Here is a 23,571-nt window from a genome sequence, read left to right on the forward strand (position 1 = left end):
TTCCTCTCCCGCGGGGGGAGAGGAGTTTTGTGCATACTCACTCCTCCCCGCTTGCCGGAGAGGATACGAAGACTTGCGAGCTGGCTCGCTAGTCGCAGTTGGAGAGGTCAAGCCACCAGCCCTAGCGGTGCCTCCACCAGCGCTTTGAACGCCTGCATCAGCTGTGCCCCGGTCGCGCCGTCGATGGCGCGGTGGTCGAAGCTGCCGGTGGCGGTCATCACGGTGGCGATCTGGAGCGCGTCGTCGATGACGTAGGGGCGCTTCTCGCCCGCGCCGACCGCCATGATCATCGCCTGCGGCGGGTTGATCACCGCCTCGAACTGCTTGATCCCGTACATGCCGAGGTTGGAGAGGCTGGCGGTGCCGCCCTGGTATTCGGCCGGCTGCAGCTTGCCCTCGCGAGCCTTGTCGACGAGCACCTTGAATTCGCTCGCGATGGCGCTGACAGACTTCGACCCAGCATCGACCACCACCGGTGTGATCAGACCGCTCGGCGCGGCAACCGCGACCGAGATGTCCGCGCGGCTGTAGCGGCGCAGCGTGTCGCCGGCGAACGCGACGTTGCAATCGGGGACCTGCAGCAGCGCCTTGGCCAGCGCCTTGATCAGCAGGTCGTTGACGCTGAGCTTGATCCCCTGCGCCTCGAGCGAGGCGTTGAGTTCCCCGCGCAGCTTCAGCAGCGGATCGAGCCGCACGTCGATCGCGAGGTAGTAGTGCGGGACGGTCTGTTTCGATTCGGTGAGACGCCGCGCGATGACCTTGCGGACGTTCGACAGCTTCTCGTCTTCGTGCGGGATGCCGAAATCGGGGAGCGCCGCGGGGGCCGCCGGTGCGGATGCGGGTGCCGGAGTTGCGGCCGGGGCACTGGACGCCGGCGCCGCTGCGGCGGGAGCCTCGCCCGGCTGCGCGCTTTCGACGTCGGCCTTCACGATGCGGCCATTGGGACCGGAGCCCTTCATGCCGGACAGGTCGATGCCCTTCTGCTCGGCGATCCGCTTGGCGAGTGGGGAGGCGATGATGCGGTCGCCCTTCGTCACCCCAGCGGAAGCTGGGGTCGCTTTCGACTGCGCGGAATTATCTTTGCCAGCGATCCCAGCGTTCGCTGGGATGACGGGGTCGGAAGGCTCGGTGCGTTTGCGCTCGCCCTCGACTTCTTCCTTGCGCTCCTGCGTCGCGGCCTGTTCGTTCTTCGATTCGGGGGCAGAAGCAGGCGCGGCATCGGCCACCTCACCCGCATCGTCGCCCACGGAATCATCTTCTCCGGCCAGCATCGCGATGACGGTGCCGACCTTCACGCCCTCGGTCCCTTCGGCCACCTCGATCTTCGCGATCGTGCCTTCGTCGACCGCTTCGAACTCCATCGTCGCCTTGTCGGTCTCGATCTCTGCCATCACGTCGCCGGCGGCGACCGTGTCGCCTTCCTTCACCAGCCAGCGGGCGAGCGTGCCCTCCTCCATCGTGGGGGAAAGGGCGGGCATCTTGATCGGCGTGGCCATGGGCATCCTGCACTGGGGAGTGATGCGACACGCTTTGGCAAAGCCGGTGCGGAACGGCAAGCGGCTTGCCCTGAATACGATTTCCGCCGATACCGCGCGCCGCCGGTGGGAGGGAAACGGACCCGATGCGCGTCTATCTCGTAATCATGGACGAAACGGAGGAAGCGACGCGCGCGCTGCGTTTCGCCAGTCGCCGCGCGCTGAAAACCGGCGGCGCGGTGCACATCCTGGCGCTCGTGCCGCGGCAGAACTTCAACGCGTTCGGTGCCGTTCAGGCGACCATCGAGGAAGAGGCCAAGGACCGGGCCGAAATGGTCGCCAGCAGCGCCGCCGGATCGATCTTCGCCGAAAGCGGCAAGATGCCGGTGATCTCGGTCCGCTCGGGCGGCGCGCAGGAGGTCATCGGAGACTACCTTGCCGAACGCCCCGAGGTTGCGGCGCTGGTGCTGGGCGCGGCGAAGGACGGCGGACCGGGTCCGCTCGTCGCACACTTTTCCGCCCAGGCCGGCGGGCTGCCCTGCCCGCTGTTCGTGATCCCGGGCAGCCTGTCCGACGACGAGATCGACCGTTTGAGCTAGGCTACTTCTTGCGGCCCTGGTGACGGATGTTGCCCGGCCGGCCGCGCTTTCCCTGCATGTGCTTCTGCCGGTCCTGGAACTTGGGCCCGGGTGGGGTGCGGTTGCCCCGCGGTTCGATCTTGCCCTGCTGGTCGGGGAGTTCGAACTTGAGCGCGCCGGTCAGCGGGTTCGCCTCGGCCAGGCGCAGGTCGAGCTTGTCGCCCGGCGCGTAGGTCGTGCCGCTGTCCTTGCCGACGAGGCGCTGGCCGGCCTCGTCGTAAGTGAAGTATTCGCTGCCCAGCGTGCTCACGGGAATGAGCCCGTCGCCGCCTAGGCCGACGATGGTCGCGAAGAAGCCGAAGCCCTGCACGCCGGTGATACGGGTCGGGAAGACCTCGCCCACGCGGCCCGCGAGCCAAGCGGCGACATAGCGGTCGATGGTGTCCCGCTCGGCTTCCATCGCGCGGCGTTCGGCCTTGCTGATCGCGTCGGACACTTTCGACAAGTCGGCGCGGTCGCGCTCGGCGAGGCCGCTCGTCTCCGGAATGCCGGCCGGCGGCTTGGGCTGCTCGAGTTTGTAGGCATCGACCAGGGCGCGGTGAACCAGCAGGTCGGCATAGCGGCGGATCGGCGAGGTGAAGTGCGCGTAAGAGCCGAGCGCGAGGCCGAAGTGGCCCGCGTTCGCCGGGCCGTAATACGCCTGCGTCTGGCTGCGAAGCACCGCCTCCATCACCTGCGCCTTCTCGCTTTCGTCGCCGATGTCCTTGAGCATGCGGTTGAACAGGCCCGGCGTAATGACCTGGCCGAGCGCGAGGGTATGGCCGAAGGTCTTCATATAGTCGCGCAAGGTCACGAGCTTCTCGCGGCCCGGCGTCTCGTGGACGCGGTAGACGACCGGGGCGGTCTTCGCCTCCAGCGCCTTGGCCGCCGCGACGTTGGCCGCGATCATGAAGTCCTCGACCACGCGGTGCGCGTCGAGCCGTTCGCGAACGGCGATCTCGGCGATCCTGCCCTGATCGTCGAGCCGGACCTGCCGTTCGGGCAAGTCGAGGTCGAGGGGGTCGCGCTCGGCACGCGCCTTCGCCAGCAGAGCCCACGCGCCCCACAGGTGCTGCAGGAACTCGCGCGGCTGGCCCTCGTCGATTTCCTTCTGCGCGTCCTCGTAGGCGATGTTGTGCGCGATGCGGACGAGGGCGCGGGTGAAGCGCCATTTCGTGACCTTGCCGTCCGGCGAAATGCGCAAATGGCACGCCATCGCCGCGCGGTCCTGGTCCTGCTTCAGCGAGCAGACGTCGGCGCTCAGCACTTCGGGCAGCATGGGCACGACGCGGTCGGGGAAGTAGACCGAGTTGCCGCGCCTCCTCGCCTCGCGGTCGAGCTGACCGCCGGGCCTGACATAATAGCTGACGTCGGCAATCGCGACGAGGGCATTGTAGCCGCCCTCCCCGTCCGGCTCGGCCCAAATGGCATCGTCGTGATCGCGCGCGTCGGCGGGATCGATCGCGACGATGGGCAGATGCGTCAGGTCCTCGCGGTGCTCCCTCGACAGCGGCAGCTTCGCCGCGCGCTCCGCCTCGGCGATGGTCTCGTCGGAGAAGACGTGCGGGATGCCATGTTTGGCGATGGCGATGAGGCTGAACGACTTCGGTGCCAGCGGATCGCCGTAGATTTCGACGACCTTGACCCCCGATCGCGGCGACTTGCCGGCCGGTTCGGCGAGCACCAGCTGCCCCTCCTCGGCACCGCCCAGGTCGGAGATGGGGCTCGATGAGCGGACGCGCTTGTCGACCGGCGCGAGCCAGCCCTTGCCGGTGCGGTCGATCTCGACGACGCCTATCAGGCCGTCCTCCCGCGCAGGGAGCTTCTTCATCGGATGCGCGGTCCACCCGCGCCCCGTTTCCTCGGTCCGGGCGAGAACGCGGTCGCCGATCTTCAGCGCCGGGATCTTGGTGTTCCCCTTCCCCTTGCGCCCTTCGATCACGCGGATGCGCGGGGGCGGTGCGCCGTCGTCGGGCGACCAGGCGTCGGGAATGGCGTAGGGTTCGCCGTCGTAGATCTCGGCGACGCGCAGCACGGTGACCTTCGGCACCCCGCCCATGCGGTGGTAGGCGGTCTTCTTGCCGTCGATCAGGCCTTCTTCGGCCATGTCCTTCAGCAGCGCCTTCAGCGCGATCTTCTCCTGCCCCTTCAGACCGAACGCCTTGGCGATCTCGCGCTTGCCGGCGATCTGGTCGGTGGTCTGGAGAAATTCGAGGACTTGCGCCTTCGTCGGCATTCCGGGCTTGTGGCCCGCATTTCTGTTCTGTTTCATTGACCGCCGATATGGGGGCGGAGGCGCTACTTGTCACCCTCCGCCGCGAGCAGCGGCTCGAACGCCCCGCCCGGCACCGCGCTCGCGACCGGGCTGCAGGCACCGTTCGCCGCGCAGGCATTCACGCCGAAAATCCAGTCGTCGCCGCGAACTTTGGCGACGTAGGAATGCGTGCGCTCGGCCGCGGGCGTGACGGGCCGGGTACCGGTGGGCGTCTCGTAATTCACAATTGCGATCGGCTCGCCCCAGTCCGCGGCATCGGTTCGGCGGGCGAACACGTTATACAGGGGTGCGCCCGCCGTGCCCTTCCACTCGATCAGCGTGTCGGTCCGCACCGCCGCATCGGCTGTGGGCACAGGCGGCATCGGCGCCCGGGCGAGATGGTCGAGCGTACGCACGTTGAGCGCAGTCACCTTGGCGAGATAGGGAAAGTCCATCGCATCGACGGTGTCGCCGTAATGCGTCCCGTCCTCGACCCGCAGATCCTGGTGCTGCTTGTCGTAGTTCTCAACCGCCACGGAGAACCGGATAGCGGGATAGCCCTTCTCGAGGAACGGCAGGTGATCCCCGCCCCGGCCCATGCGATCGGCGCGCCAGATCGGACGGACTTCCAGCCCCGGCCCGTCGAGCCCGTCGATGAAGCGCGACAGGTTGCGGCTCGGGCTGTCGTTCTCGCCCGCGAACCGCCGCTGGTCGGCGCGGGTCTTGGCATCGAGATCGGCGCGCGGCCCTTCGCTGAAGACGCGAACGTGGGTATCGTCGCAGAAGCCGTCGCTGCCGCACGAATTGCCGACGATGTCGTTGTTGAGCACGGCCTTCACCTGCCAGCCCTGCTCGGCCGCGTAGTTGGCCAGCAGTTGACCACCGAACAGGCCCTGCTCCTCGCCCGAAAGCAGGGCGTAGACGATGGTCACCGGATACTGCCGCTTGCTGAGCACGCGCGCCGCCTCGAGCACCAGCGCGGTGCCGCTGCCGTCGTCGTTGGCGCCCGGCGCGTCGGAGGTGAAGTCCATCACGTCGGTCACGCGGCTGTCGATGTGCCCCTGCACGATCACGACTTCGTTCGGCCGCTCGGTGCCGCGCTGGATGGCGACGACGTCGACGATCTTGGTCGGCGTGGGAATGCGGCCGCCCGAAACGGTGTTCTCGGGCAGCACGACGGTCAGGCACCCGCCGCAGGACTTGCTCGTCTTCTCGAACTCCGCCGCGCCCCAGCGCCGGGCGGCGCCGATGCCGCGCGTCTTGCCGTCGGGGTCGGACAGGGTGTGCCGCGTGCCGAAGCCGACCAGTCGCTCGACATCGGATTTCAGGCGCGCTTCGGAAACCCCGGTCGCGGGATCGTCGGAAGCGGCGAGCGGGGCGGAGACGGCGATGGCCGCGGCGGCGGCAATAGGGGCGAAACGCATGGCGCGGTTGTCGGCCAGCCCCGTTTGCATTGCAAGCCGTCAGTCACCCGTTTGCGATGCGCCCTTCGACTTCAGCAATCCGATCGCGATGAGCGAGATCAGCGGCACCCACCCGATCAGCGCCTTCAGCGGCGATCCCTGCTCGATCGCAGCCGCATCCTGAACCGACCGGGGATCGAGCGCAGCGGCGAGAATGGTTTCCATTTCGCCGATCTGGTCAATCGCGAACCACGTGCTGAGCGCCAGCGCGGCGAACGGGATCAGGACGATCGCACCGGGCAGCCCGGCGTCCTTCGCCCGGCGGACCAGCGCTGCGCCGAGCAGGACGCAATTGACCAGCGACAGGCCGATGCTGACCCACAGCATGGTCTTCATTCCGGGCAGCATCGAGGCCATGACCGTACGGCGCATTTCTTCCGCATCCTGGCGGCCCGCGTTCTCCATCGCGGCCCCCATGGCATCGGCGGTCGTCGAGAGGCTGAACCCGATGCTGACGACGATGTTGAGGATGATGACGGCCAGCACCCACAACCAGAATGTCGTGCGCGCCTCGCGCCCGGACAGGTCGAACAGATGGCCCAGGTGATACCTGATGGATTCGATCATGAGACTGCCCCCTTCCCGGTTCAATAGGCCCGCGCGACCAGCACCCGCTCTTGAGCGGTTTCGCCCGTGAAAACGCAGGCTCCGTCGGCCGGCGCTGCATCGGCGGGCACGTTGCGCAGCGTGAGCTTCAGGGCCTTGAGCTGCTCGACCACCTTTTCGAGGGCGGCGCCCGTTGGCTTCGACCATTGCACCTCGAGCCAGCCGGGGTTCTTCACCCCTTCGGCGAAGTGGGCCTCGATCCCCGCCAAGTCGGTGACCGTGCGGTCGATCCGACCATCGCGCACCGCGGCCGCATCGGCCAGCAGGCTCGCCTGCATGGATTCCAGGATGCCGGGGATCGCCGATGCCGCTTCGTCCAGTTGCGGATACTCGAACGCGGGTTTGCCGTTGTCCGTATTCCAAAGACGGTCGCGGCGCAGCATGCTGACCTTGCCCCCTTCCATGTCGCGCCCGCCGACCTCGACGATGATCGGAGCGCCCTTGCGCACCCAGTCCCAGCGCTTGGCGGCGGCCTTGCCGGGCTTGCTGTCGAGATAAACGCGCACCGGTTCGCGCAGCGCATCGCTGGCGGCGAGCTTCGCGCGCAAGCCTTCGCAGTAGGCGAGCAGCGCGGCATCGCCGTCGTCCTCGCGCAGCATCGGCACGATCACGACCTGCCACGGCGCGATGGCGGGCGGAACCTTCAGCCCGTCGTCGTCGCCATGCACCATGATCACGCCGCCGATCATGCGGGTCGACACGCCCCAGCTGGTCGTATGGGCAAGCTGCTGCCCGCCGTCGCGATCCTGGAACTTGATGCCGCTCGCTTGGGAAAAGTTGGTGCCGAGGTAGTGGCTGGTGCCGGCCTGCAGCGCCTTGCCGTCCTGCATCATCGCCTCGATCGACCAGGTCTCCACCGCGCCGGGAAAGCGCTCGTTCTCGGGCTTCTCGCCGGCGATGACCGGCAGCGCGAGGTCCTCTTCGGCGCAGGCGCGATAGACCTCGAGCATGCGCAGAGTGTGCTCTCTTGCCTCGTCCGCGGTCTCGTGCGCGGTGTGCCCTTCCTGCCAGAGGAATTCGCTGGTGCGCAGGAACATTCGCGTGCGCATTTCCCAACGCATGACGTTGGCCCACTGGTTGAGCTTCAACGGCAGGTCTCGCCACGACTGGACCCAGCGCGCCATCGCGTCGCCGATGATCGTCTCGCTGGTCGGGCGGATGACCAACGGTTCCTCCAGCTTGGCGTCGGGATCGGGGATCAGGCCGCCGTTCGGCCCGGCGATCAGGCGGTGGTGGGTGACGACTGCCATCTCCTTGGCAAACCCGTCGACGTGCTCGGCCTCGCGCTCGAAGTTTCTGAGGGGGATGAGCAGCGGAAAATAGGCGTTGTCGTGGCCCGTCGCCTTGATCCGGTCGTCGAGCAGGCGCTGGATGCGCTCCCAAAGGCCGTAGCCCCACGGCTTGATGACCATGCAGCCACGCACGCCAGACTCTTCGGCCATATCGGCGGCTGAGATGACCTCCTGGTACCATGCGGCGAAATCGTCGGCGCGCTTGACCGACAGGGCGTGGCGGATCTGGGACACTGGTATGCTTTCGAAAAAATGAGGAGTTGTGCGGGCTTACTGCCCGAGGTCGTCGAGCTTCTTCTGCATCGCGGCCATCTGCGCGCGCAGTTCGGCGATCTCGTCCGACGTGGCTTCCGCCTTGGGCGCCGGCTTGGGTTCGGCCTTGCGCGGCATGAAGGTGTCGGCGGCGGCGCGCATCATCGCCATGTTCGTTTCCGCGATCTTGCCAAGCGGCGTGCCGCCGGCGCGCGCCATGAAGGCGTCGTGCAGCTTGGACTGGTTTTCGCGGAAGTTGTCCATCATGGCGTCGAGGTAGCTCGGCATCATCGACTGCATCGAATTGCCGTACATCGCGATGAGGTTCCGCAGGAAGCTGATCGGCAGCATCTGTTCGCCGCCGCTCGATTCCTCTTCCATGATGATCTGGGTCAAGATCGTATGCGTGATGTCGTCGCCGGTCTTGGCATCGAGGACCTTGAACTCCACGTTCTCGCGCGTCATCCGGGCCAGGTCGTCCAGCGTGATGTAGCTCGAGGTACCGGTGTTGTAGAGCCGGCGGTTGGCGTACTTCTTGATGGTGACGACGCCGTCTTCGCTCGCGCGCTTGGCCATATGCGGTCCCCGTTCGATTGTGCGCCTGCGAGATAGCACCCGCAGCTATCGCAACGCAACACGTGCTGCACCGATTGTGCGCAGCATTTCAGAGGCGGAAGCGGAGGCCGAGCGTCGTCAGCATCTCGTACTGCGACAGGCCCGATATCGCGGAGCCGGACGGCAGGTCGTAGGGAACGTCGATCCAATCACTTTCGCGCAATGTCGGTGCAGCGGCGAGGTCGACCACGACCATGTCCATCGATACCTTGCCCAGAAGCGGCAGGTCTGTCCCACCGTGCCGCAGCGCACCACGCGCCCCCCAGCAGCGCAGGAACCCGTCGGCATAGCCCAACGACACCACTCCAACGCGCATCGGCCGGTCGGCGACGAACGCGGCATTGTAGCCGACCCCCTCCCCCGGCGTGATCTCGCGCACCTGCATGATGGCGGCGCGGGGATACGCGACTTGCGCGATCCGCCCCGCCATCTCGGCGCGCTGCACCCCGCCGTAGAGCGCGAGGCCGGGGCGGGTGAGGTCGAACGCGAAGTCCGGACCCAGCGCGATACCGGCGCTGTTGGCGAGGCTGCGGCGCCGCGCCGGGATCGCTGCGGCTGCGTCACGGAAGCGGGCGAGTTGCCGGGCGTTGAGATCGACGTCCTCGTCGGCGCTGGCGAGGTGCGACATCAGCGTCCGGACCTCGAGCCCCGCCAATGCCGGGTCGCCGATCGACGCCATCGGAATGCCGAGCCGGTTGATGCCGGTGTCGACCATCATGTCGCATGGCCCGCCGCCGCTCGCCTTCCATCGCGCAACTTGCGGCAGGCTGTTGAGGACGGGCCGCACGCCGGTAGCCCGGGCGAAGGCGCAGTCGGCATCGGTCAGCGGTCCGTGCAGCACGGACACGCGTTCAGGCTCCACGTGCGCGATGACGCCGGGCACCTCGCTCCAATGCGCGACGAAGAAGTCGCGGGCGCCCGCCTCGGCCAGCACGGGGACCACGTTCGCGGTGCCGAGACCATAGGCGTCGGCCTTGACCGCCGCCCCCGCCGCCGCGTTGCCCGACATCCGGTCGAGCGTGCGCCAGTTCGCCGCCAGTGCCGCGGCATCGAGGTCGAGCCGCAGGGACGGCGGCGGCAGGTCGGTCATGGGATGGACGGTGAGACCGGCGGCAGTTCGCCGCTGTCCTCGAAGTCGCGCGGCGGGCCGCCGGGAATGCCCCACCAGGCGACCAGCAGGCCGAACGCCATCACCACCCAGCAGTACCACAGCCCGGAGTATGCATTGCCGGTGCTCGCGACGATGTACCCTGCGATCAGCGGCAGGAACCCGCCGAGATAGCCGGCCCCGATGTGGTAGGGGATCGACATCGAGGAATAGCGGATGCGCGCCGGGAACATCTCCGCCAGCAGCGCCGCCACCGAACCGTATGTCAGCGCCGATAGCATTCCCAATGCGCATAGCAGCGCGACGATGCCGACGATGTTGCCGAACGGGGGCACCTGCTTCGCGAAGTCGTAGCCCAGGCTTTCCAGACGCTCCTGCACCGCGATCTTTCGCTCCGCATCTTCGCCCGGGAAATCTTCGGGCACGAATAACGTGGATGGTGTTGCGACCGCCTGTGTCCGCACGGGTACCGCACTTGTCGCGATATCATTCGCGATCTCAGCCTTCTGATCGGCGTCCATCGGTTGCAGGATGTCGTAGGACACACCCAGCGACGTAAGGTCCTGCAGCAACCGGCCGCACGGGCTGGCCTGCCGTTCGGCAAACGGATCGTACCGACAGTCGCGCCCCGCGACGTGGATCGGCGCAACGCGGGCGCTTTCCGCAAGCCCCGGATTGGCAAGCGCACCCAGCCCCCAGAATATCGGGAACACGAACACCAGCGTCGCGATCGCGCCGATGATCAGCGGCTTCTTGCGTCCCACCCGGTCGGACCATTTGCCGACCATCACATAGAAGCTCATCGAGATGAGGCCGGCCACCAGCATGACGATCTCGGTCAACCGTTCGTCCACCCGCATCGGTCCGCGCAGGAACGACAGGCCGTAAAAGAACGCGGTGTACCAGATTACCGTCAGTACGCCCGCCACCCCGAACAGCGCGACGAAGATGCGCCTCTTGTTGCCGGGGTAGGTGAAGCTTTCGACGAAGGGATTGCCCGCGGTCTCGCCCGCTTCCTTCATGGCCTGGAATACCGGGCTCTCGCTCAGTTTCAGGCGCATCCACAGGCTGATGCCGAGAAGGATCAGGCTGAGGAGGAACGGCACCCGCCATCCCCAGTCCGCGAAAGCGTCTTCGGGGATGAAGGTGCGGCACAGGATGACGACGACGATCGACAGGACGAAGCCGCCGACCACGCTGGCCTGGATGAAGCTCGTATAGAAACCGCGCCGCTCCGGCGGTGCGTGTTCGGCGACATAGATCGCCGCTCCGCCGTATTCCCCGCCCAGCGCAAGGCCCTGCAGGATGCGCAGGACGATGACGATGATGGGGGCGACGATGCCGATGCTGGCGGCCGAGGGGATGAGGCCGACGCCGGCGGTGGCGATGCCCATCAGCGTCACCGTGACGAGGAAGGTGTACTTGCGCCCGAGCCGGTCGCCGAGAAACCCGAACAGGACCGCGCCCAGCGGCCGGAACCCGAAGCCGACCGCGAAGCCGGCCCACACGAGGAGAAGCTGCAGCGTCTCGTTATCGGCCGGGAAGAACGCCTTGCCGATCAGCGCGGCGAGCGTACCGTAGATGAAGAAATCGTACCATTCGAAGACCGTCCCCGCGCTGGAGGCCGCGATGACGAGGCGTATTTCTTCCGGCGTCGGTTCCCGGTGCGACGGCCGGGCCCCCGGCGTGGCGGCGATCTCGCTCATGGCGATGGCGGCTCCCTCTCTGATCCGCCGGCGGCTCTAGCGAGGGTCCCCGCCCTTGGAAAGCGCGTCGAGCGCGGCATCCCACGCCAACACGATCGCACCGTGCCGGCCGGGGTATTCGCGTGCCGCCTCGAGGCGCTCGATCCCCGGCCATTCGGGCGCCGGCCCCTCGCCGTCGAGCCATCGGCCGAGACAGGTTCGGTGGGCTGCGATGCCATCGCGGTCCTGGCCTCCGGCTCCGTCGGCGAAGATCGCGGCAGCCGCCTGTCCCACCGCGCACGCGGTCGCGCGAACGCCCAGCGCCTCGATCGAACCCGCAGCATTCGTCCGGCAGCCGAGGGTCACGGCGCTGCCGCAAGTGCGCGAACGCGCTTCGCCCCTCAGCGGCAGGTCGCCCGTCAGGGGGCGGTTCGCCAGCGAAACCGCGAGCGCGAGGAGATCGGGAGTGTAAAGCTTCGCGCCGCCGCGGTCGCCGGTCACGCGGGTTCGTCGGCCGGAGCGGCTTCGCTTTGCGTATCGCGCGACGAATTGCCGCGATTGTCGATCATCTTGACCAGCGCATCCGCGCTTGCGTTGACGAGCGGATAGGTGCGCGCTTGCACGACCCATCCCGGCCGGCCCGCAATGCCCCAGGCAGCGTCGTAGCCCAGCACGAGCAAGGCGAAGGCGCAGGTGACCACGACCGCCCCCTTGATCGCCCCGAATCCGAAGCCGAGCACACGGTCGATCGGACCGAGGAAGGAGGTGCGCGAACTTTCGCCGAGGCGTCCCGCAATGAGCTTCATCCCGGCGTAGGGGATCAGCAGCAGCAGAGCGAAGGCGAGCGTGGCAGCGCCGGTCGGATTGCCGATGCGCAGCACCAGCCATTCGTAGAGCGGCGTGTGCAGGTTGTAGATGGCCAGGATCGCGACGGCCCACGCGAGGAGGGAAAGCACCTCCTGCACGAAACCGCGCATGAAGCCGCCTATCGCCGCGACGGCGACGATGGTCAGCACGATGATGTCGAAACCCGTCATTGCGATTGAGGGAATACTTATGCCTGCGCCATTACCCGGTCAACGAGATTGCCCAGGCGGCTTAAGCCCCGATAGTTAAGTCCGGGTGAACCGGTGTCGGCATCGGCGGGACCGTAGCCGTGCCCGAACCCCAGCTTTGCGGCCTCTCGCAACCGCAGCCCGGCGTGGGCGACGGGGCGGATTTCGCCCGCCAGCGAGACCTCGCCGAACCAGACACCGCGCGTTTCCAGTGGCTTGTCGGCCAGTGCGGAAACGAGCGCCGCGGCCACCGCCACGTCGGCTGCCGGGTCGGACAGACGGTAACCGCCCGCGACGTTGAGATAGACCTCGGCGGACGAAAAATTGAGGCCGCAGCGCGATTCAAGCACCGCGAGAAGCATCGCGAGCCGCCCGCTGTCCCAACCCACTACCGCGCGGCGCGGGGTCGCCCCCGATTGCAGGCGCACGATCAGTGCCTGGATTTCGACCAACACAGGCCGGGTCCCCTCCAGCGCCGGGAACACCGCGCTGCCGGCCAGCGGCTCCTCGCGGCCAGAGAGGAACAGCATCGAGGGATTGCCGACTTCGGCGAGCCCTGCCCCTTCCATCGCGAAGACGCCGATCTCGTCGACCGCACCGAAGCGGTTCTTGATCGCGCGCAGGATGCGGTATTGGTGACTGCGCTCGCCCTCGAACGCCATGACCACGTCGACCATGTGTTCCAGCACGCGCGGCCCGGCGATGCTGCCGTCCTTCGTCACGTGCCCGACCAGGACCATCGCCACGCCGTTTTCCTTGGCGTAGCGGATCAGTTCGAACGCGCAACCGCGGACTTGGCTGACGGTGCCGGGCGCGCCCTCGATGGTGTCGGAGTGCATGGTCTGGATCGAATCGATGACCAGCAGCGACGGCGGCGGCATCGTGCCGAGCGTGGTGAGAAGATCGCGCACGCTGGTGGAACTCGCCAGCTTGATCGGCGCGTCGGCGAGGCCGAGCCGCCCCGCCCGCATCCGCACCTGCGCGGCGGCTTCCTCGCCGCTGACGTAGACGACGCTCGCCCCCCGCTTGGCCACCGCGCCCGCCGTCTGGAGCAGCAGCGTCGATTTGCCGATGCCCGGATCGCCGCCCATGAGGATCGCCGATCCCGGCACCAACCCGCCGCCCAGCGCCCGGTCGAATTCGGCGAGCCCGGTCGGCAGGCGCACCAGCGGCTCCGACGGGGCATTCAGCGACTCGAACACGACCGCCCGCCCCCCGCTCGAAAGGTCGTGCTTCATCGAAAACACGCTCGCCGGCGCGTCCTCCACCAGCGTGTTCCATTCCGCGCAATCGGCGCACTGGCCCTGCCAGCGGTGGCTGACGGACCCGCAGGCCTGGCACAGGTAGCGGCGTTTGGTCTTGGCCATCGCCGGCGGGTAGCGGGAACATTTGTGGAACGCAATTGCCTTTGCGCGAATCCCCCGCCAAGGTCACGCGCGATGCGGCAGAAGGAATTGCGGATAGCGCTCGTCTGCTACGGCGGGGTCAGCCTGGCGGTGTACATGCACGGCGTGACCAAGGAGCTGTGGCACCTTGCGCGTGCCAGTCGCGACTTCCTCGGGGAAGGCGAACCGGCATCGGGTATCCGCGCCGTCTATCGCGATCTGCTGGACCGGTTGCAGGACAGCCACGAACTTAGGCTGCGGGTGCTGCCCGACATCGTCACCGGGGCGAGTGCCGGCGGGATCAACGCGGTCTTCCTCGCCCAGGCGATCCATTCGGGCCAGAGCCTCGAGCCGCTGACCGACTTGTGGTTGACGCAGGCGGACGTCGAGCGGCTGACGGCGAAGGATGCGCGCCCCGCCTGGCGATTTGCCAAGATCTGGGCACAGCCGCTCGCGTGGTGGATCCTGCGTCGCCCGGGCAATGTCGTGAGCGAAAGCGTCGCACCCGAGACCCGCGCCGAAGTGCGCCGCAAGGTGTCGGCCCTTGTCCGAGGCCGCTGGTTCGAGCCGCCGTTTTCGGGGCCCGGTTTCTCCCGCCTGCTGCTCGACGGGCTTGAGGCGATGGCGGGCGGTCCGGTCGAAGCGCCGCTGCTGCCGCCGCGCCATCCGCTCGACCTGTTCGTCACCGCGACGGATTTTCGAGGGTATCTCTCGCTGCTGGCGCTCCATAGCCCGCCGGTGGTGGAGGAAAGCGAGCACCGCACCCCGATCGCATTCCGGGCCCGTACTCCGCGCGATGGCGGAACGGGCATCGCCGATCCGCTGGAACTGACGTTCGCCGCGCGCGCCACCGCAAGCTTTCCTGGCGCCTTCCCGCCCTTGCGGCTGGAGGAGATCGACGCGCTCGCCGAAGAATCGGGGCGCGACTGGACCGGACGGGCGGCGTTCCTCGAACGGATCATGCCGGTGCACATACGGCAGGGGAACGAGGCGCATGTTTCGTTGATCGACGGATCGGTGCTCGTCAATGCGCCGTTCGCTGCGGCGCGGGCCGCCCTGCCCGCCCGCCCCGCCCAGCGCGAGGTCGACCGGCGTTTCGTCTACATCGACCCGCGGCCCGACCGGTTCGGCGACATCGGGGCCCGCGTCGACAAGCCGGTGGGCTTTTTCGCGGCGATCTTCGGCTCGCTGTCCACGATCCCGCGCGAACAGCCGATCCGCGACAACCTCGAGGTGATCGAAGCGCAATCGCGCCAGGCGGTGAAGCTGCAGCGGATCGTCGCCGCGCTCCGATCCGAGGTCGAAACGGCGGTCGAAAAACTGTTCGGCATGACGCTGTTTCTCGACCGGCCGACGCCCAAGCGCCTCGCCGCATGGCGCAACAAGGCGCAGGTCGCGGCGGCGGAGCGCGCAGGCTACGCGTTCCAGCCTTATGCCCAGTCCAAGGTGGCCGGGATCGTCGACACGCTCGCCCAGACGATCCGCGAGAACGCCCCCGGCCTGAAAATCGTGGATGCGACGCCGATCGCCGCGCGGCTGCGGCGCGAGCTCGATGCGCGCGGCCTCGCGATATTGTCGGATCCCGGCGGCGGCGCGAGCGAGGGAGCGATCGCGTTCCTGCGGGCGCACGATCTCGCCTTCCGGGTGCGCCGCCTGCGCCTCATCGCCCGCCGGCTTTCGCGCGAGTGGGAGGCGGACGCGACCATTCCCGACGATGCGTTGGAGGATGCGCGCGAGGCGATCTACCGCATCCTCGCGCTCTACTTCGCGCGCGAAGGCGGGGCGCCGCTGGGCGACGATTTCGTGCCGCTGGCCGAGAAAGTGATGGAGGACCCCGGCGCGGTGCTCGATGCGCTGGCGGAGCGCCGTCTCCTTCCCGAGGTCGACTTGGAAGCCGAACGCATGCTGGCCGAAGCGCTGGAGGCGATGCCGCGCGAACTGCGCCGCCGGGTGCTTCTCGCCTACCTGGGCTTCCCGTTCTACGACGTCGCGACCCTGCCCCTGCTGCAGAACGAAGGGCTGACCGAATTCGACGCGGTCAAGGTCGACCGGATCAGTCCGGAAGATGCGAAGTCGATCCGCGCCGGCGGCACGCGCGCGACGCTGCGCGGGACCGAATTCTACAACTTCGGGGCGTTCTTCAGCCGGGCCTACCGCGAGAACGATTACCTGTGGGGCCGCCTGCACGGGGCGGAGCGGATGATCGACCTCGTCTGCTCGACGGTGGACGGTTTCGAGGAACGAGAACGCGCCGCATTCAAGCGCCGCGCGTTTCTTGCCATCCTCGACGAGGAGGAGGGCCGGCTGACCGCCGATCGCAGCCTCGTGCCGCAGCTGCGGCAGGAGGTAGAGGAGAAGCTTCCAGCCTAGCCTGCGATACGCCGGGCGATCGCGCGCGCAGCTGTGGTAACGTCCTGCCAGGTGAACTCGAACTGGTCTTCCCCGTCGTAATAGGGATCGCTGACGCTGGCCCCTTCGCGGCCCCTGATCGTGTCGAGGATCAGCGAGGTCTCCGCAGTCGCATCGGCTGGCGCAATCGCTCGCAAGTCGGCGAGGTTCTGGTCATCCATCGCGTAGATGTGTGTGAAGCGGCGGAAGTCATCCTCGCATACCTGTCGCGCGCGCGAGTGCGCGATATCGACGCCCCATGCGCGCGCGACTTCGACCGAGCGCGGATCGGGCGGCTTGCCGACGTGCCAGTCGGACGTGCCGGCCGAATCGATCTCGATGTCGAGCCCCGCCCTCTCCGCTTCGGCGCGCATGGCGGCTTCGGCCAAAGGCGAGCGGCAGATGTTGCCGAGGCAGACGAACAGGATCGCCGGCTTGCGGCTCACCCGCCGAACGCTTCCTTGATCCGTTCGAAGAAACCGCGGCTCTCGGGACATTCGTCGCCGGTCTCGGTGTCGCGAAACTGCTGCAGGATTTCCTTCTGCACGCGGCTCAGCTTCGTCGGTGTCTCGACGACGATCTCCACCACCATGTCGCCCCGTCCGCGGCCCTGCAGCACCGGCATGCCCGCGCCGCGCACGCGCAACTGCTTACCGCTCTGGATGCCCGCCGGGATGGTGACCGTATGGGTGTCGCCGCCCAGGTCGGGGATCTCGATCGTGTCGCCGAGCGCAGCCGTGGTGAAGCTCACCGGCGCGCGGGTGAGCAGGGTCGTGCCTTCGCGCTGAAATACGCTGTGCGGTTTGACGTGGACGAAGATATACAGGTCGCCCGGAGGGGCGCCATGCGGCCCTGCCTCACCTTTGCCCGACAGGCGGATGCGGGTGCCGGTATCGACGCCGGGCGGGATCTCCACGTCGATCGCCTGCTCGCGGTCGATGCGCCCCTCGCCGTGGCAGGCGCGGCAAGGGCTTTCGATCACCTCGCCGCGGCCGTGGCAGTTGGGGCAGGCCCGCTCCACGACGAAGAAACCTTGCTTCGCGCGCACCTTGCCCATGCCGCTGCACAGGTTGCAGCGCCGCGCACCGGTGCCGGGCGTCGCGCCCGAGCCGTGGCAAGTATCGCAGGTCTGGCTGACCTCGATCTCGATCTGGCGACTGGCACCGTCGAACGCCTCGTCGAGGCCGATCTCCATGTCGTAGCGCAAGTCCGCGCCGCGGCGCGCCTGTTGCCGCCCGCCGCCACTGCCGAATGCGCTGCCGAAAATCGTCTCGAAGATGTCACCGATATCGCCGAAATCCTGCTGGCCGCCGAAACCGCCCGGCCCGCCGCCCTGCTGGAACGCGGCGTGGCCGAACCGGTCGTAGGCCGCACGCTTCTGCGGATCCTTGAGGCATTCGTAGGCCACCGAGATGGCCTTGAACTTGTCCTCGTTCTCCTTGCACCCGGCGTTGCGATCCGGATGGTGCTGCATCGCGAGTTTGCGATAGGCGCTCTTGATGGTTGCCCCGTCCGCATCGCGGGAGACGCCCAGCACTTCGTAGAAATCGATTTCGGCTGCCATTGTCCCTGCCCCAAACTCAGCCGCCACCGGTGCACTGGGCACCGGTGGCGGGCCGGTTTTCCATCAGGCGATCAGCCCTTGGCGTCTTCGTCGACTTCCGAGAACTCGGCATCGACGACGTCGTCGTCAGTTCCGCCTTCGGAAGGCGCCGCAGCATCACCCTCAGGTGCGCCGGCCGAAGCCTGCTCCTGCTGGTAGATCTGCTGACCCATCTTCATCGCGACGTCGGTCAGCGCCTGCGCCTTGGCATTCATCGCCTCGGCATCGTCGCCTTCGAGCGCGGTCTTCACTTCGGCGATCGCGGCCTCGACTTCGCCCTTCAACCCGGCGTCGATCTTGTCGCCGTGCTCCTCGAGCTGCTTCTCGGTCGCATGCACGAGGCTGTCGGCCTGGTTGCGGGCTTCGGCCGAAGCGCGGCGCTTCTTATCCTCTTCGGCGAACTTCTCGGCATCCTGCACCATCTGGTCGATGTCGCTGTCGCTGAGACCGCCCGAGGCCTGGATGCGGATCTGCTGTTCCTTGCCCGTACCCTTGTCCTTGGCCGACACGTTGACGATGCCGTTGGCGTCGATGTCGAAGGTCACCTCGATCTGCGGCACGCCGCGCGGTGCGGGCGGGATGCCGACCAGGTCGAACTGGCCGAGCAGTTTGTTGTCCTGCGCCATCTCGCGCTCGCCCTGGAAGACGCGGATGGTCACCGCGTTCTGGTTGTCTTCCGCGGTCGAATAGGTCTGCGCCTTCTTGGTCGGGATCGTGGTGTTCCGGTCGATCATGCGGGTCATGATGCCGCCCAGCGTCTCGATGCCCAGCGACAGCGGGGTCACGTCGAGCAGCAGCACGTCCTTGACGTCGCCCTGAAGCACGCCCGCCTGGATCGCCGCGCCCATGGCGACGACCTCATCCGGGTTCACGCCGGTGTGCGGTTCCTTGCCGAAGAACTCCTTCACGAACTCGCGCACGCGCGGCATGCGGGTCATGCCGCCGACGAGCACGACGTCGTCGATGTCGCTCGCCTTGATGCCCGCATCCTCGAGCGCCTTCTGCATCGGGCCCTTGGTGCGCTCGATCAGTTTGGCGACCATCTTCTCGAGGTCGGCGCGGCTGATTGTTTCGACCAGGTGCAGCGGGGTCGTGCTGCCGCCTTCCATGCGCGCGGTGATGAAGGGGAGGTTGATCTCGGTGGTCTGCGCGCTCGACAGCTCGATTTTCGCCTTCTCGGCGGCTTCCTTCAGCCGCTGGAGGGCCAGCTTGTCGGTGCGGAGATCCATGTTCTCCTTCCTCTTGAACTGGTCCGCGAGGTATTCGACGATCGCGGTGTCGAAGTCCTCGCCGCCCAGGAACGTGTCGCCGTTGGTCGACTTCACTTCGAACACGCCGTCGCCGATCTCCAGGATCGAGACGTCGAAGGTGCCGCCACCGAGGTCGTAGACCGCGATGGTCTTGCCGTCGTTCTTTTCGAGGCCATAGGCGAGCGCGGCCGCGGTCGGCTCGTTGATAATGCGCAGCACTTCAAGGCCGGCGATTTGCCCTGCGTCCTTGGTCGCCTGGCGCTGGGCGTCGTTGAAGTACGCCGGGACGGTAATGACCGCCTGCGTGACCTTTTCACCGAGGTAGCTTTCGGCGGTTTCCTTCATCTTCTGGAGGATGAACGCGGAGATCTGGCTGGGCGAGTAGTCCTCGCCGCCGGCCGCGACCCACGCGTCGCCGTTCTTGCCCTTGGTGATGGTGTAGGGGACGAGCTCGGTGTCCTTCTTGGTCACCGGGTCGTCGAAGCGGCGGCCGATGAGGCGCTTGACCGCGAAAATCGTGTTGTCGCCGTTCGTGACCGCCTGGCGCTTCGCCGGCTGGCCGATCAGGCGCTCGCCGTCCTTGGTAAAGGCGACGATCGAGGGCGTCGTGCGCGCACCTTCGGAATTCTCGATGACCTTGGGCTTGCCGCCGTCCATGACGGCAACGCAGGAGTTGGTGGTGCCGAGGTCGATGCCGATAACTTTGGCCATGTCTTCCCTATTCGATTGGGCCGGCTTCTGCCGGGGTTTGTTGGACACCGCCCATCGGTCCCCCCGCATGCGCGGCAGGGCCCCCTCGGCGGCTCGGATTGCGTGGGCGATATAGGAGCGGAAATTCTTGGCACAAGGGAACCCGGCGGCTAGTCCCCACCCGACTTCCAACGAGGGGAAACCGATATGAAACGGCCGCTTCTGGCATTCGCCCTGACCTGTGCCACGCTCGGGCTGGGGGCGTGCGGAGAGACCGCCGCGCCCACGCCCGAGGCTGGCGCACAAGCCGGCATTCCCGGCATGACGATCACCAACCCGCGCATGGTCCTGGCACCTGTAGCCGGCAACCCGGCGGCGGTCTATTTCGACCTCGCCTACGACGGCGACCGCAACGTCGCGCTCAAGGGCGAAGGCGAGGTCGAAGGCACGAAGTCGGCGATGTTCCACGATTACGGCGAATACGACTTCAAGGTGCAGATGATGGATATGCTGCCCGTGCCGCTGAAGAACGGCGACCGGATCGCGTTCGAGCCGGGCGGCAAGCACCTGATGGCGATGGACCCCGACGCCTCGCTGCAGCCCGGCGGCACCGCCAAGGTCACGATCATGGTCTCGGGCGGCGGACGCCAGACGTTCGACGCGCCGATCAGGGCCGCCGGGGAAGACCGCTGAACGAAGCGGTCGACGATCTCGGCCTCGAAAGCCACGACGAACCTGCGCCCCCCGCCTGCCCCGCGGGCGGGGACCGCAGGTTGACGGACGGCGAGATCGCGCTCGCCCGCAGCGTGTTTGGCACCGCGATCGACTACAACAGAGTGACGATCCGACGGCGCAAGTTCTTTCCCTTCCAGCCGCGAAACACCACGATGGCGCCGCGCGGGCACCTCCATTTCCACCCGGCCGGTACCGCCTACTGCGACGACTTCGCCGGTGCCGGCCGGATCGCGCAAGGCCTCTTCATCCACGAGATGACCCACGTCTGGCAAACCCAGACGCGCGGGGACTGGTACCTCCTCCTCCACCGCCACCCGTTCTGCCGCTACGACTACAGCCTCAAGCCTGGCTGGAATCTGGAGAGATACGGCATCGAACAGCAGGCGCAGATCGTGAAGCACGCCTTCTGGCTGCGCAACGGGGTGGCGGTCGCGGGCGTGTCCGACGTCGCGGCGTACGATCTTCTGGTGCGCTTTCCCGGTGCGGGGTGAGTTCGCGCACCGCTCAGTCGTCGCCGGGATCCCACACGAGCGACAGCACGATACCCGAAAGCAGTGCGGCCGCGCGCTCGTCCCGGCCGGTGCGCGGCAAGGCCACCCGTCGATCGAACCCGTTCGCGAACAGCACGGCTTCCCCGCCATCTTCGAAATCCATCGCATAGCCGAGCGGGCTGCCTGAGGGGATGGCCAACCCCGGTGAAGAATGCAGAGACGTAACCCGCATCCGCACCGGGCCGACTTCGCCGCCCCCCGATCGCGCGGTGCCGATAGAGCCACCTACCTCCTCGTGCATCGCGATGCCGCCGAGGGGCTCTCCGTCGCGGTAGAAACCACAGGTCAGGACGTATGGCCCGGTCAGATAACTCGCCCCCACCGTAGTGCGGCGCGAAACCTGCTCCGAAATTTCGAACGTCTCGCGCGAATGGGCACATTCCGCGGACAACCCGTCGAACTCCCCGCCCATAAGCGAGAACGCGAGATCGCCGATCGCCAACTTGTCGCCATTCACCGTCCGCGACTGCGCGCTGCGCTTGAAGATGCCGGCAGTGCCGAGCGGCGCGATGACGAACCGGCCCGATTGCCCCACCCCCCGACCGTCGATCCTGACGACCTCCCCGCGCGACGCGGCAGCGTCGAAGCCTTCAACCGTTGTGATGGACTGGCATGCGCCGAGCATCAGCCCGGCAGCGAGACTCGTGGCGATTATCCGTCTCATTTGCTTCCTCCCGCCGCGTTGCTACGCCGACGGAAGAAACCGGAGATGAACGAAATTACAGCGTCGAAAGATCGGGCAGATCGGCCTTGTCGAGCGTGCCCGAATTGTCGGCCAGCGGATACTTGAGACCAGTCGCGCAATTGAAGAGAACCGCTTCGTCGGTCTCGTCGATCCAGCCCTCGGCGACCGCCTTGCGCCACGCGGCAAGGGTCGCCCCGCCCTCGGGACACAGCAGCAGCCCGTCCTGCTTGCCGCAATCGTCCACAGCGGCGAGGATGTCGGCATCGTCCACCGCAATCGCTCTGCCGCCGCTTTCGCGGACCGCGCGCAGGATCAGGAAATCGCCGACGGCCTTCGGCACGCGGATCCCCATCGCGATGGTATCGGCGTCTTCCCAGCGCTCGGCATGTTCGGCGCCGTCTTCCCAGGCCTTGACGATCGGCGCGCAGCCGCTCGCCTGGACGGCAAACATCTTCGGCCGTTCGCTGCCGATCCAGCCCAGTGCCTCGAGCTCGGCGAATGCCTTCCACATGCCGATGAGGCCGGTGCCGCCGCCGGTCGGATAGAAGATCGCCTTGGGCAGCCGCCAGCCGAGCTGGGCGGCAAGTTCGAGGCCCATCGTCTTCTTGCCCTCGATCCGATATGGCTCCTTGAGCGTCGAGAAGTCGAACCACAGCCCCTCGGCCGCGCCCTTCCCCACGATCGCGCCGCATTCGTCGATGAGGCCGTCGACGCGGTAGACCCGGCCACCCTGCGCGCCGATCTCGCGGACGTTGATCTCGGGCGTATCGTCGGGGCACAAGATTACCGTCTCGATGCCCGCGCGGGTCGCATAGGCGGCGAGCGCCGCGCCGGCATTGCCGTTGGTCGGCATCGCGATGCGGGTGACGCCGAGTTCCCTGGCCATCGCGACGGCCATCACCAGCCCGCGTGCCTTGAAGCTTCCGGTGGGGAGCCGCCCCTCGTCCTTCACGAGGACGTTGGGCCCGGCGCAATTCGGGACCGGTATCAGCGGCGTCTCGATCTCGCCGAGGCTGACGATGCTGTCGGTGCGGCGGACAGGGAGCAGTTCGCGCCACCGCCAGAGGTCGGTGGGGCGAGCGCATAGATCGTCCCGGGACAACGCCTTTCCGAGAGCGTCGAGATCGTAACGGACAAGCAACGGTCGGCCGGCATCGGACAGTCCGTGCAGTGTGTCGGCATCGTACCGCTCGCCGGTGAGCGAGCATTCGAGGTGCGTAACGAAGGTCGGGCGCTCGCCCGACAGGTTATCGGTGAGCGCCACGCCGGTTCAGGGTTTCTTCGCGACGCCGACCATCGCCGGACGCAGCAGGCGGTCGCGGATCATCCACCCGCTCTGCATTTCCTGCACCACGGTGCCGGGTTCGTGCTCCTCCGTCGGGATCTCGAGCATGGCCTGGTGCTGATTGGGATCGAGCAGCAGGCCGTGCGCGGCGATGCGGCTGATGCCGTGGCTGCCGAAGACCTTCTCCACCTCGCGCTGGGTCGCCTCGACCCCGGTCACGAGACCCTTGAGGCGCGGATCGTCATGCAGTTCGGCCGGGATCGCCTCGATCGCGCGGACGAGGTTGTCGTAGACCGACAGGATATCGCGCGCGAAGCCGGTCGCGGCATAGGCGCGGGCATCGGCCACGTCCTTTTCCGCGCGGCGCCGCACGTTCTGCGATTCGGCGCGGGCGTAGAGCACTTCCTGTTTCGCTGCGTCGAGATCGCTCTTCAGCGCTTCGAGCGCGGTCGAGAGATCGTCCTTTTCTTCCGCGTCCTCGGCCCCGGTCGCATCAGGGTCGATCATGTCGGCGGGTACGCCTTCGAGTTCCTTCGCCACGGCCTCGTCGGCCGCCTGCTTGTTGTCTTCGATCATT

General features: G+C 67.3%; 21 protein-coding genes. 4 read left to right on the forward strand and 17 right to left on the reverse strand.

The features are described from left to right. Positions 1-107: 107 nt before the first annotated feature. Complete coding sequence (locus tag D4766_RS00870) at positions 108-1,496, reverse strand: pyruvate dehydrogenase complex dihydrolipoamide acetyltransferase (protein WP_194955776.1); 1,389 nt, start codon at positions 1,494-1,496, stop codon at positions 108-110. 125 nt (positions 1,497-1,621) lie between these two features. On the opposite strand from D4766_RS00870, the gene D4766_RS00875 reads away from it, so the two are divergent. After that, positions 1,622-2,074 (forward strand): universal stress protein, encoded by a 453-nt coding sequence (locus tag D4766_RS00875; RefSeq protein WP_120715753.1) that lies wholly within the window; start codon positions 1,622-1,624, stop codon positions 2,072-2,074. A 1-nt stretch (position 2,075) separates the two neighbouring features. On the opposite strand, the gene D4766_RS00880 is transcribed toward D4766_RS00875, so the two are convergent. The 10 genes from D4766_RS00880 to radA form a co-directional block, all read right to left on the reverse strand. Beyond that, entirely contained in the window at positions 2,076-4,364 is a 2,289-nt protein-coding gene (locus D4766_RS00880; protein ID WP_234024841.1) for a ribonuclease R family protein, read from the reverse strand. Positions 4,365-4,390: 26 nt separating this feature from the next. Next, positions 4,391-5,770 carry a M28 family peptidase gene (locus D4766_RS00885; RefSeq protein WP_524539511.1) on the reverse strand — a complete coding sequence of 460 codons (1,380 nt, stop codon included), beginning with the start codon at positions 5,768-5,770 and terminating at the stop codon, positions 4,391-4,393. 39 nt (positions 5,771-5,809) lie between these two features. Then, positions 5,810-6,376: a DUF805 domain-containing protein gene (locus D4766_RS00890; RefSeq protein WP_120715756.1), complete on the reverse strand. Its 567-nt coding sequence runs from the start codon at positions 6,374-6,376 to the stop codon at positions 5,810-5,812. A 20-nt stretch (positions 6,377-6,396) separates the two neighbouring features. Next, complete coding sequence (gene proS, locus D4766_RS00895) at positions 6,397-7,941, reverse strand: proline--tRNA ligase (RefSeq protein WP_194955777.1); 1,545 nt, start codon at positions 7,939-7,941, stop codon at positions 6,397-6,399. Positions 7,942-7,977: 36 nt separating this feature from the next. Continuing rightward, positions 7,978-8,535, reverse strand: a complete 558-nt coding sequence (phaR, locus tag D4766_RS00900) for a polyhydroxyalkanoate synthesis repressor PhaR (RefSeq protein WP_120715758.1) — start codon at positions 8,533-8,535, stop codon at positions 7,978-7,980. An 88-nt stretch (positions 8,536-8,623) separates the two neighbouring features. Beyond that, positions 8,624-9,664 (reverse strand): alanine racemase, encoded by a 1,041-nt coding sequence (locus tag D4766_RS00905; RefSeq protein ID WP_120715759.1) that lies wholly within the window; start codon positions 9,662-9,664, stop codon positions 8,624-8,626. After that, entirely contained in the window at positions 9,661-11,388 is a 1,728-nt protein-coding gene (locus D4766_RS00910; RefSeq protein WP_120715760.1) for an MFS transporter, read from the reverse strand. Before D4766_RS00910 ends, D4766_RS00905 begins: the two co-directional genes overlap by 4 nt. A gap of 36 nt (positions 11,389-11,424) precedes the next feature. Then, on the reverse strand, positions 11,425-11,868 hold the full coding sequence (locus tag D4766_RS00915; RefSeq protein WP_194955778.1) for an iron-sulfur cluster assembly scaffold protein: 444 nt from the start codon (positions 11,866-11,868) through the stop codon (positions 11,425-11,427). Next, positions 11,865-12,404 carry a CvpA family protein gene (locus D4766_RS00920; protein ID WP_120715761.1) on the reverse strand — a complete coding sequence of 180 codons (540 nt, stop codon included), beginning with the start codon at positions 12,402-12,404 and terminating at the stop codon, positions 11,865-11,867. Before D4766_RS00920 ends, D4766_RS00915 begins: the two co-directional genes overlap by 4 nt. A gap of 17 nt (positions 12,405-12,421) precedes the next feature. Beyond that, positions 12,422-13,789, reverse strand: a complete 1,368-nt coding sequence (gene radA / locus D4766_RS00925; RefSeq protein ID WP_120715762.1) for a DNA repair protein RadA — start codon at positions 13,787-13,789, stop codon at positions 12,422-12,424. A 72-nt stretch (positions 13,790-13,861) separates the two neighbouring features. Here radA and D4766_RS00930 point away from each other — a divergent pair, with 72 nt between their 5' ends. Next, positions 13,862-16,177 carry a patatin-like protein gene (locus tag D4766_RS00930; RefSeq protein ID WP_120715763.1) on the forward strand — a complete coding sequence of 772 codons (2,316 nt, stop codon included), beginning with the start codon at positions 13,862-13,864 and terminating at the stop codon, positions 16,175-16,177. Here D4766_RS00930 and D4766_RS00935 read toward each other — a convergent pair. The 3 genes from D4766_RS00935 to dnaK form a co-directional block, all read right to left on the reverse strand. Continuing rightward, positions 16,174-16,641: a low molecular weight protein-tyrosine-phosphatase gene (locus D4766_RS00935; RefSeq protein WP_120715764.1), complete on the reverse strand. Its 468-nt coding sequence runs from the start codon at positions 16,639-16,641 to the stop codon at positions 16,174-16,176. The genes D4766_RS00930 and D4766_RS00935 overlap by 4 nt on opposite strands. Continuing rightward, on the reverse strand, positions 16,638-17,759 hold the full coding sequence (gene dnaJ / locus D4766_RS00940; protein ID WP_120715765.1) for a molecular chaperone DnaJ: 1,122 nt from the start codon (positions 17,757-17,759) through the stop codon (positions 16,638-16,640). The genes D4766_RS00935 and dnaJ overlap by 4 nt, the downstream gene beginning before the upstream one ends. 71 nt (positions 17,760-17,830) lie before the next feature. Next, positions 17,831-19,828 carry a molecular chaperone DnaK gene (gene dnaK / locus D4766_RS00945; protein ID WP_120715766.1) on the reverse strand — a complete coding sequence of 666 codons (1,998 nt, stop codon included), beginning with the start codon at positions 19,826-19,828 and terminating at the stop codon, positions 17,831-17,833. A 117-nt stretch (positions 19,829-19,945) separates the two neighbouring features. On the opposite strand from dnaK, the gene D4766_RS00950 reads away from it, so the two are divergent. Next, complete coding sequence (locus D4766_RS00950; protein ID WP_120715767.1) at positions 19,946-20,431, forward strand: copper chaperone PCu(A)C; 486 nt, start codon at positions 19,946-19,948, stop codon at positions 20,429-20,431. 80 nt (positions 20,432-20,511) lie between these two features. Continuing rightward, the gene (locus D4766_RS00955) at positions 20,512-20,964 is read left to right on the forward strand and encodes a vgr related protein (RefSeq protein WP_162935610.1); all 453 of its coding nucleotides are present in this window, start codon (positions 20,512-20,514) and stop codon (positions 20,962-20,964) included. Positions 20,965-20,977: 13 nt separating this feature from the next. On the opposite strand, the gene D4766_RS00960 is transcribed toward D4766_RS00955, so the two are convergent. From D4766_RS00960 to D4766_RS00970, 3 genes are read right to left on the reverse strand one after another with little or no spacing between them, the layout of a single operon-like run. Next, positions 20,978-21,688, reverse strand: a complete 711-nt coding sequence (locus D4766_RS00960) for a VV20781 family protein (protein WP_162935611.1) — start codon at positions 21,686-21,688, stop codon at positions 20,978-20,980. Positions 21,689-21,743: 55 nt separating this feature from the next. Then, entirely contained in the window at positions 21,744-22,973 is a 1,230-nt protein-coding gene (locus D4766_RS00965) for a threonine synthase (RefSeq protein WP_234024843.1), read from the reverse strand. Between the two features lie 6 nt (positions 22,974-22,979). Continuing rightward, a complete protein-coding gene (locus D4766_RS00970) occupies positions 22,980-23,570 on the reverse strand; it encodes a nucleotide exchange factor GrpE (RefSeq protein ID WP_120715769.1) in 591 nt (196 codons plus the stop codon). Position 23,571 lies beyond the last annotated feature (1 nt).

Source organism: Tsuneonella amylolytica (assembly GCF_003626915.1).
In the GTDB taxonomy this organism is placed as follows: domain Bacteria; phylum Pseudomonadota; class Alphaproteobacteria; order Sphingomonadales; family Sphingomonadaceae; genus Tsuneonella; species Tsuneonella amylolytica.

Coding starts and splice junctions, on each gene's coding strand:
- radA (WP_120715762.1), bottom strand. CDS start 13,789: ATGGCCAAGACCAAACGCCGCTACCTGTGCCAGGCCTGCGGGTCCGTC.
- D4766_RS00910 (WP_120715760.1), bottom strand. CDS start 11,388: ATGAGCGAGATCGCCGCCACGCCGGGGGCCCGGCCGTCGCACCGGGAA.
- D4766_RS00950 (WP_120715767.1), top strand. CDS start 19,946: ATGAAACGGCCGCTTCTGGCATTCGCCCTGACCTGTGCCACGCTCGGG.
- dnaK (WP_120715766.1), bottom strand. CDS start 19,828: ATGCGGGGGGACCGATGGGCGGTGTCCAACAAACCCCGGCAGAAGCCG.
- D4766_RS00970 (WP_120715769.1), bottom strand. CDS start 23,570: ATGATCGAAGACAACAAGCAGGCGGCCGACGAGGCCGTGGCGAAGGAA.
- D4766_RS00880 (WP_234024841.1), bottom strand. CDS start 4,364: ATGAAACAGAACAGAAATGCGGGCCACAAGCCCGGAATGCCGACGAAG.
- D4766_RS00905 (WP_120715759.1), bottom strand. CDS start 9,664: ATGACCGACCTGCCGCCGCCGTCCCTGCGGCTCGACCTCGATGCCGCG.
- D4766_RS00875 (WP_120715753.1), top strand. CDS start 1,622: ATGCGCGTCTATCTCGTAATCATGGACGAAACGGAGGAAGCGACGCGC.
- D4766_RS00890 (WP_120715756.1), bottom strand. CDS start 6,376: ATGATCGAATCCATCAGGTATCACCTGGGCCATCTGTTCGACCTGTCC.
- dnaJ (WP_120715765.1), bottom strand. CDS start 17,759: ATGGCAGCCGAAATCGATTTCTACGAAGTGCTGGGCGTCTCCCGCGAT.
- D4766_RS00870 (WP_194955776.1), bottom strand. CDS start 1,496: ATGGCCACGCCGATCAAGATGCCCGCCCTTTCCCCCACGATGGAGGAG.
- phaR (WP_120715758.1), bottom strand. CDS start 8,535: ATGGCCAAGCGCGCGAGCGAAGACGGCGTCGTCACCATCAAGAAGTAC.
- D4766_RS00885 (WP_524539511.1), bottom strand. CDS start 5,770: ATGCGTTTCGCCCCTATTGCCGCCGCCGCGGCCATCGCCGTCTCCGCC.
- D4766_RS00960 (WP_162935611.1), bottom strand. CDS start 21,688: ATGAGACGGATAATCGCCACGAGTCTCGCTGCCGGGCTGATGCTCGGC.
- D4766_RS00920 (WP_120715761.1), bottom strand. CDS start 12,404: ATGACGGGTTTCGACATCATCGTGCTGACCATCGTCGCCGTCGCGGCG.
- D4766_RS00930 (WP_120715763.1), top strand. CDS start 13,862: ATGCGGCAGAAGGAATTGCGGATAGCGCTCGTCTGCTACGGCGGGGTC.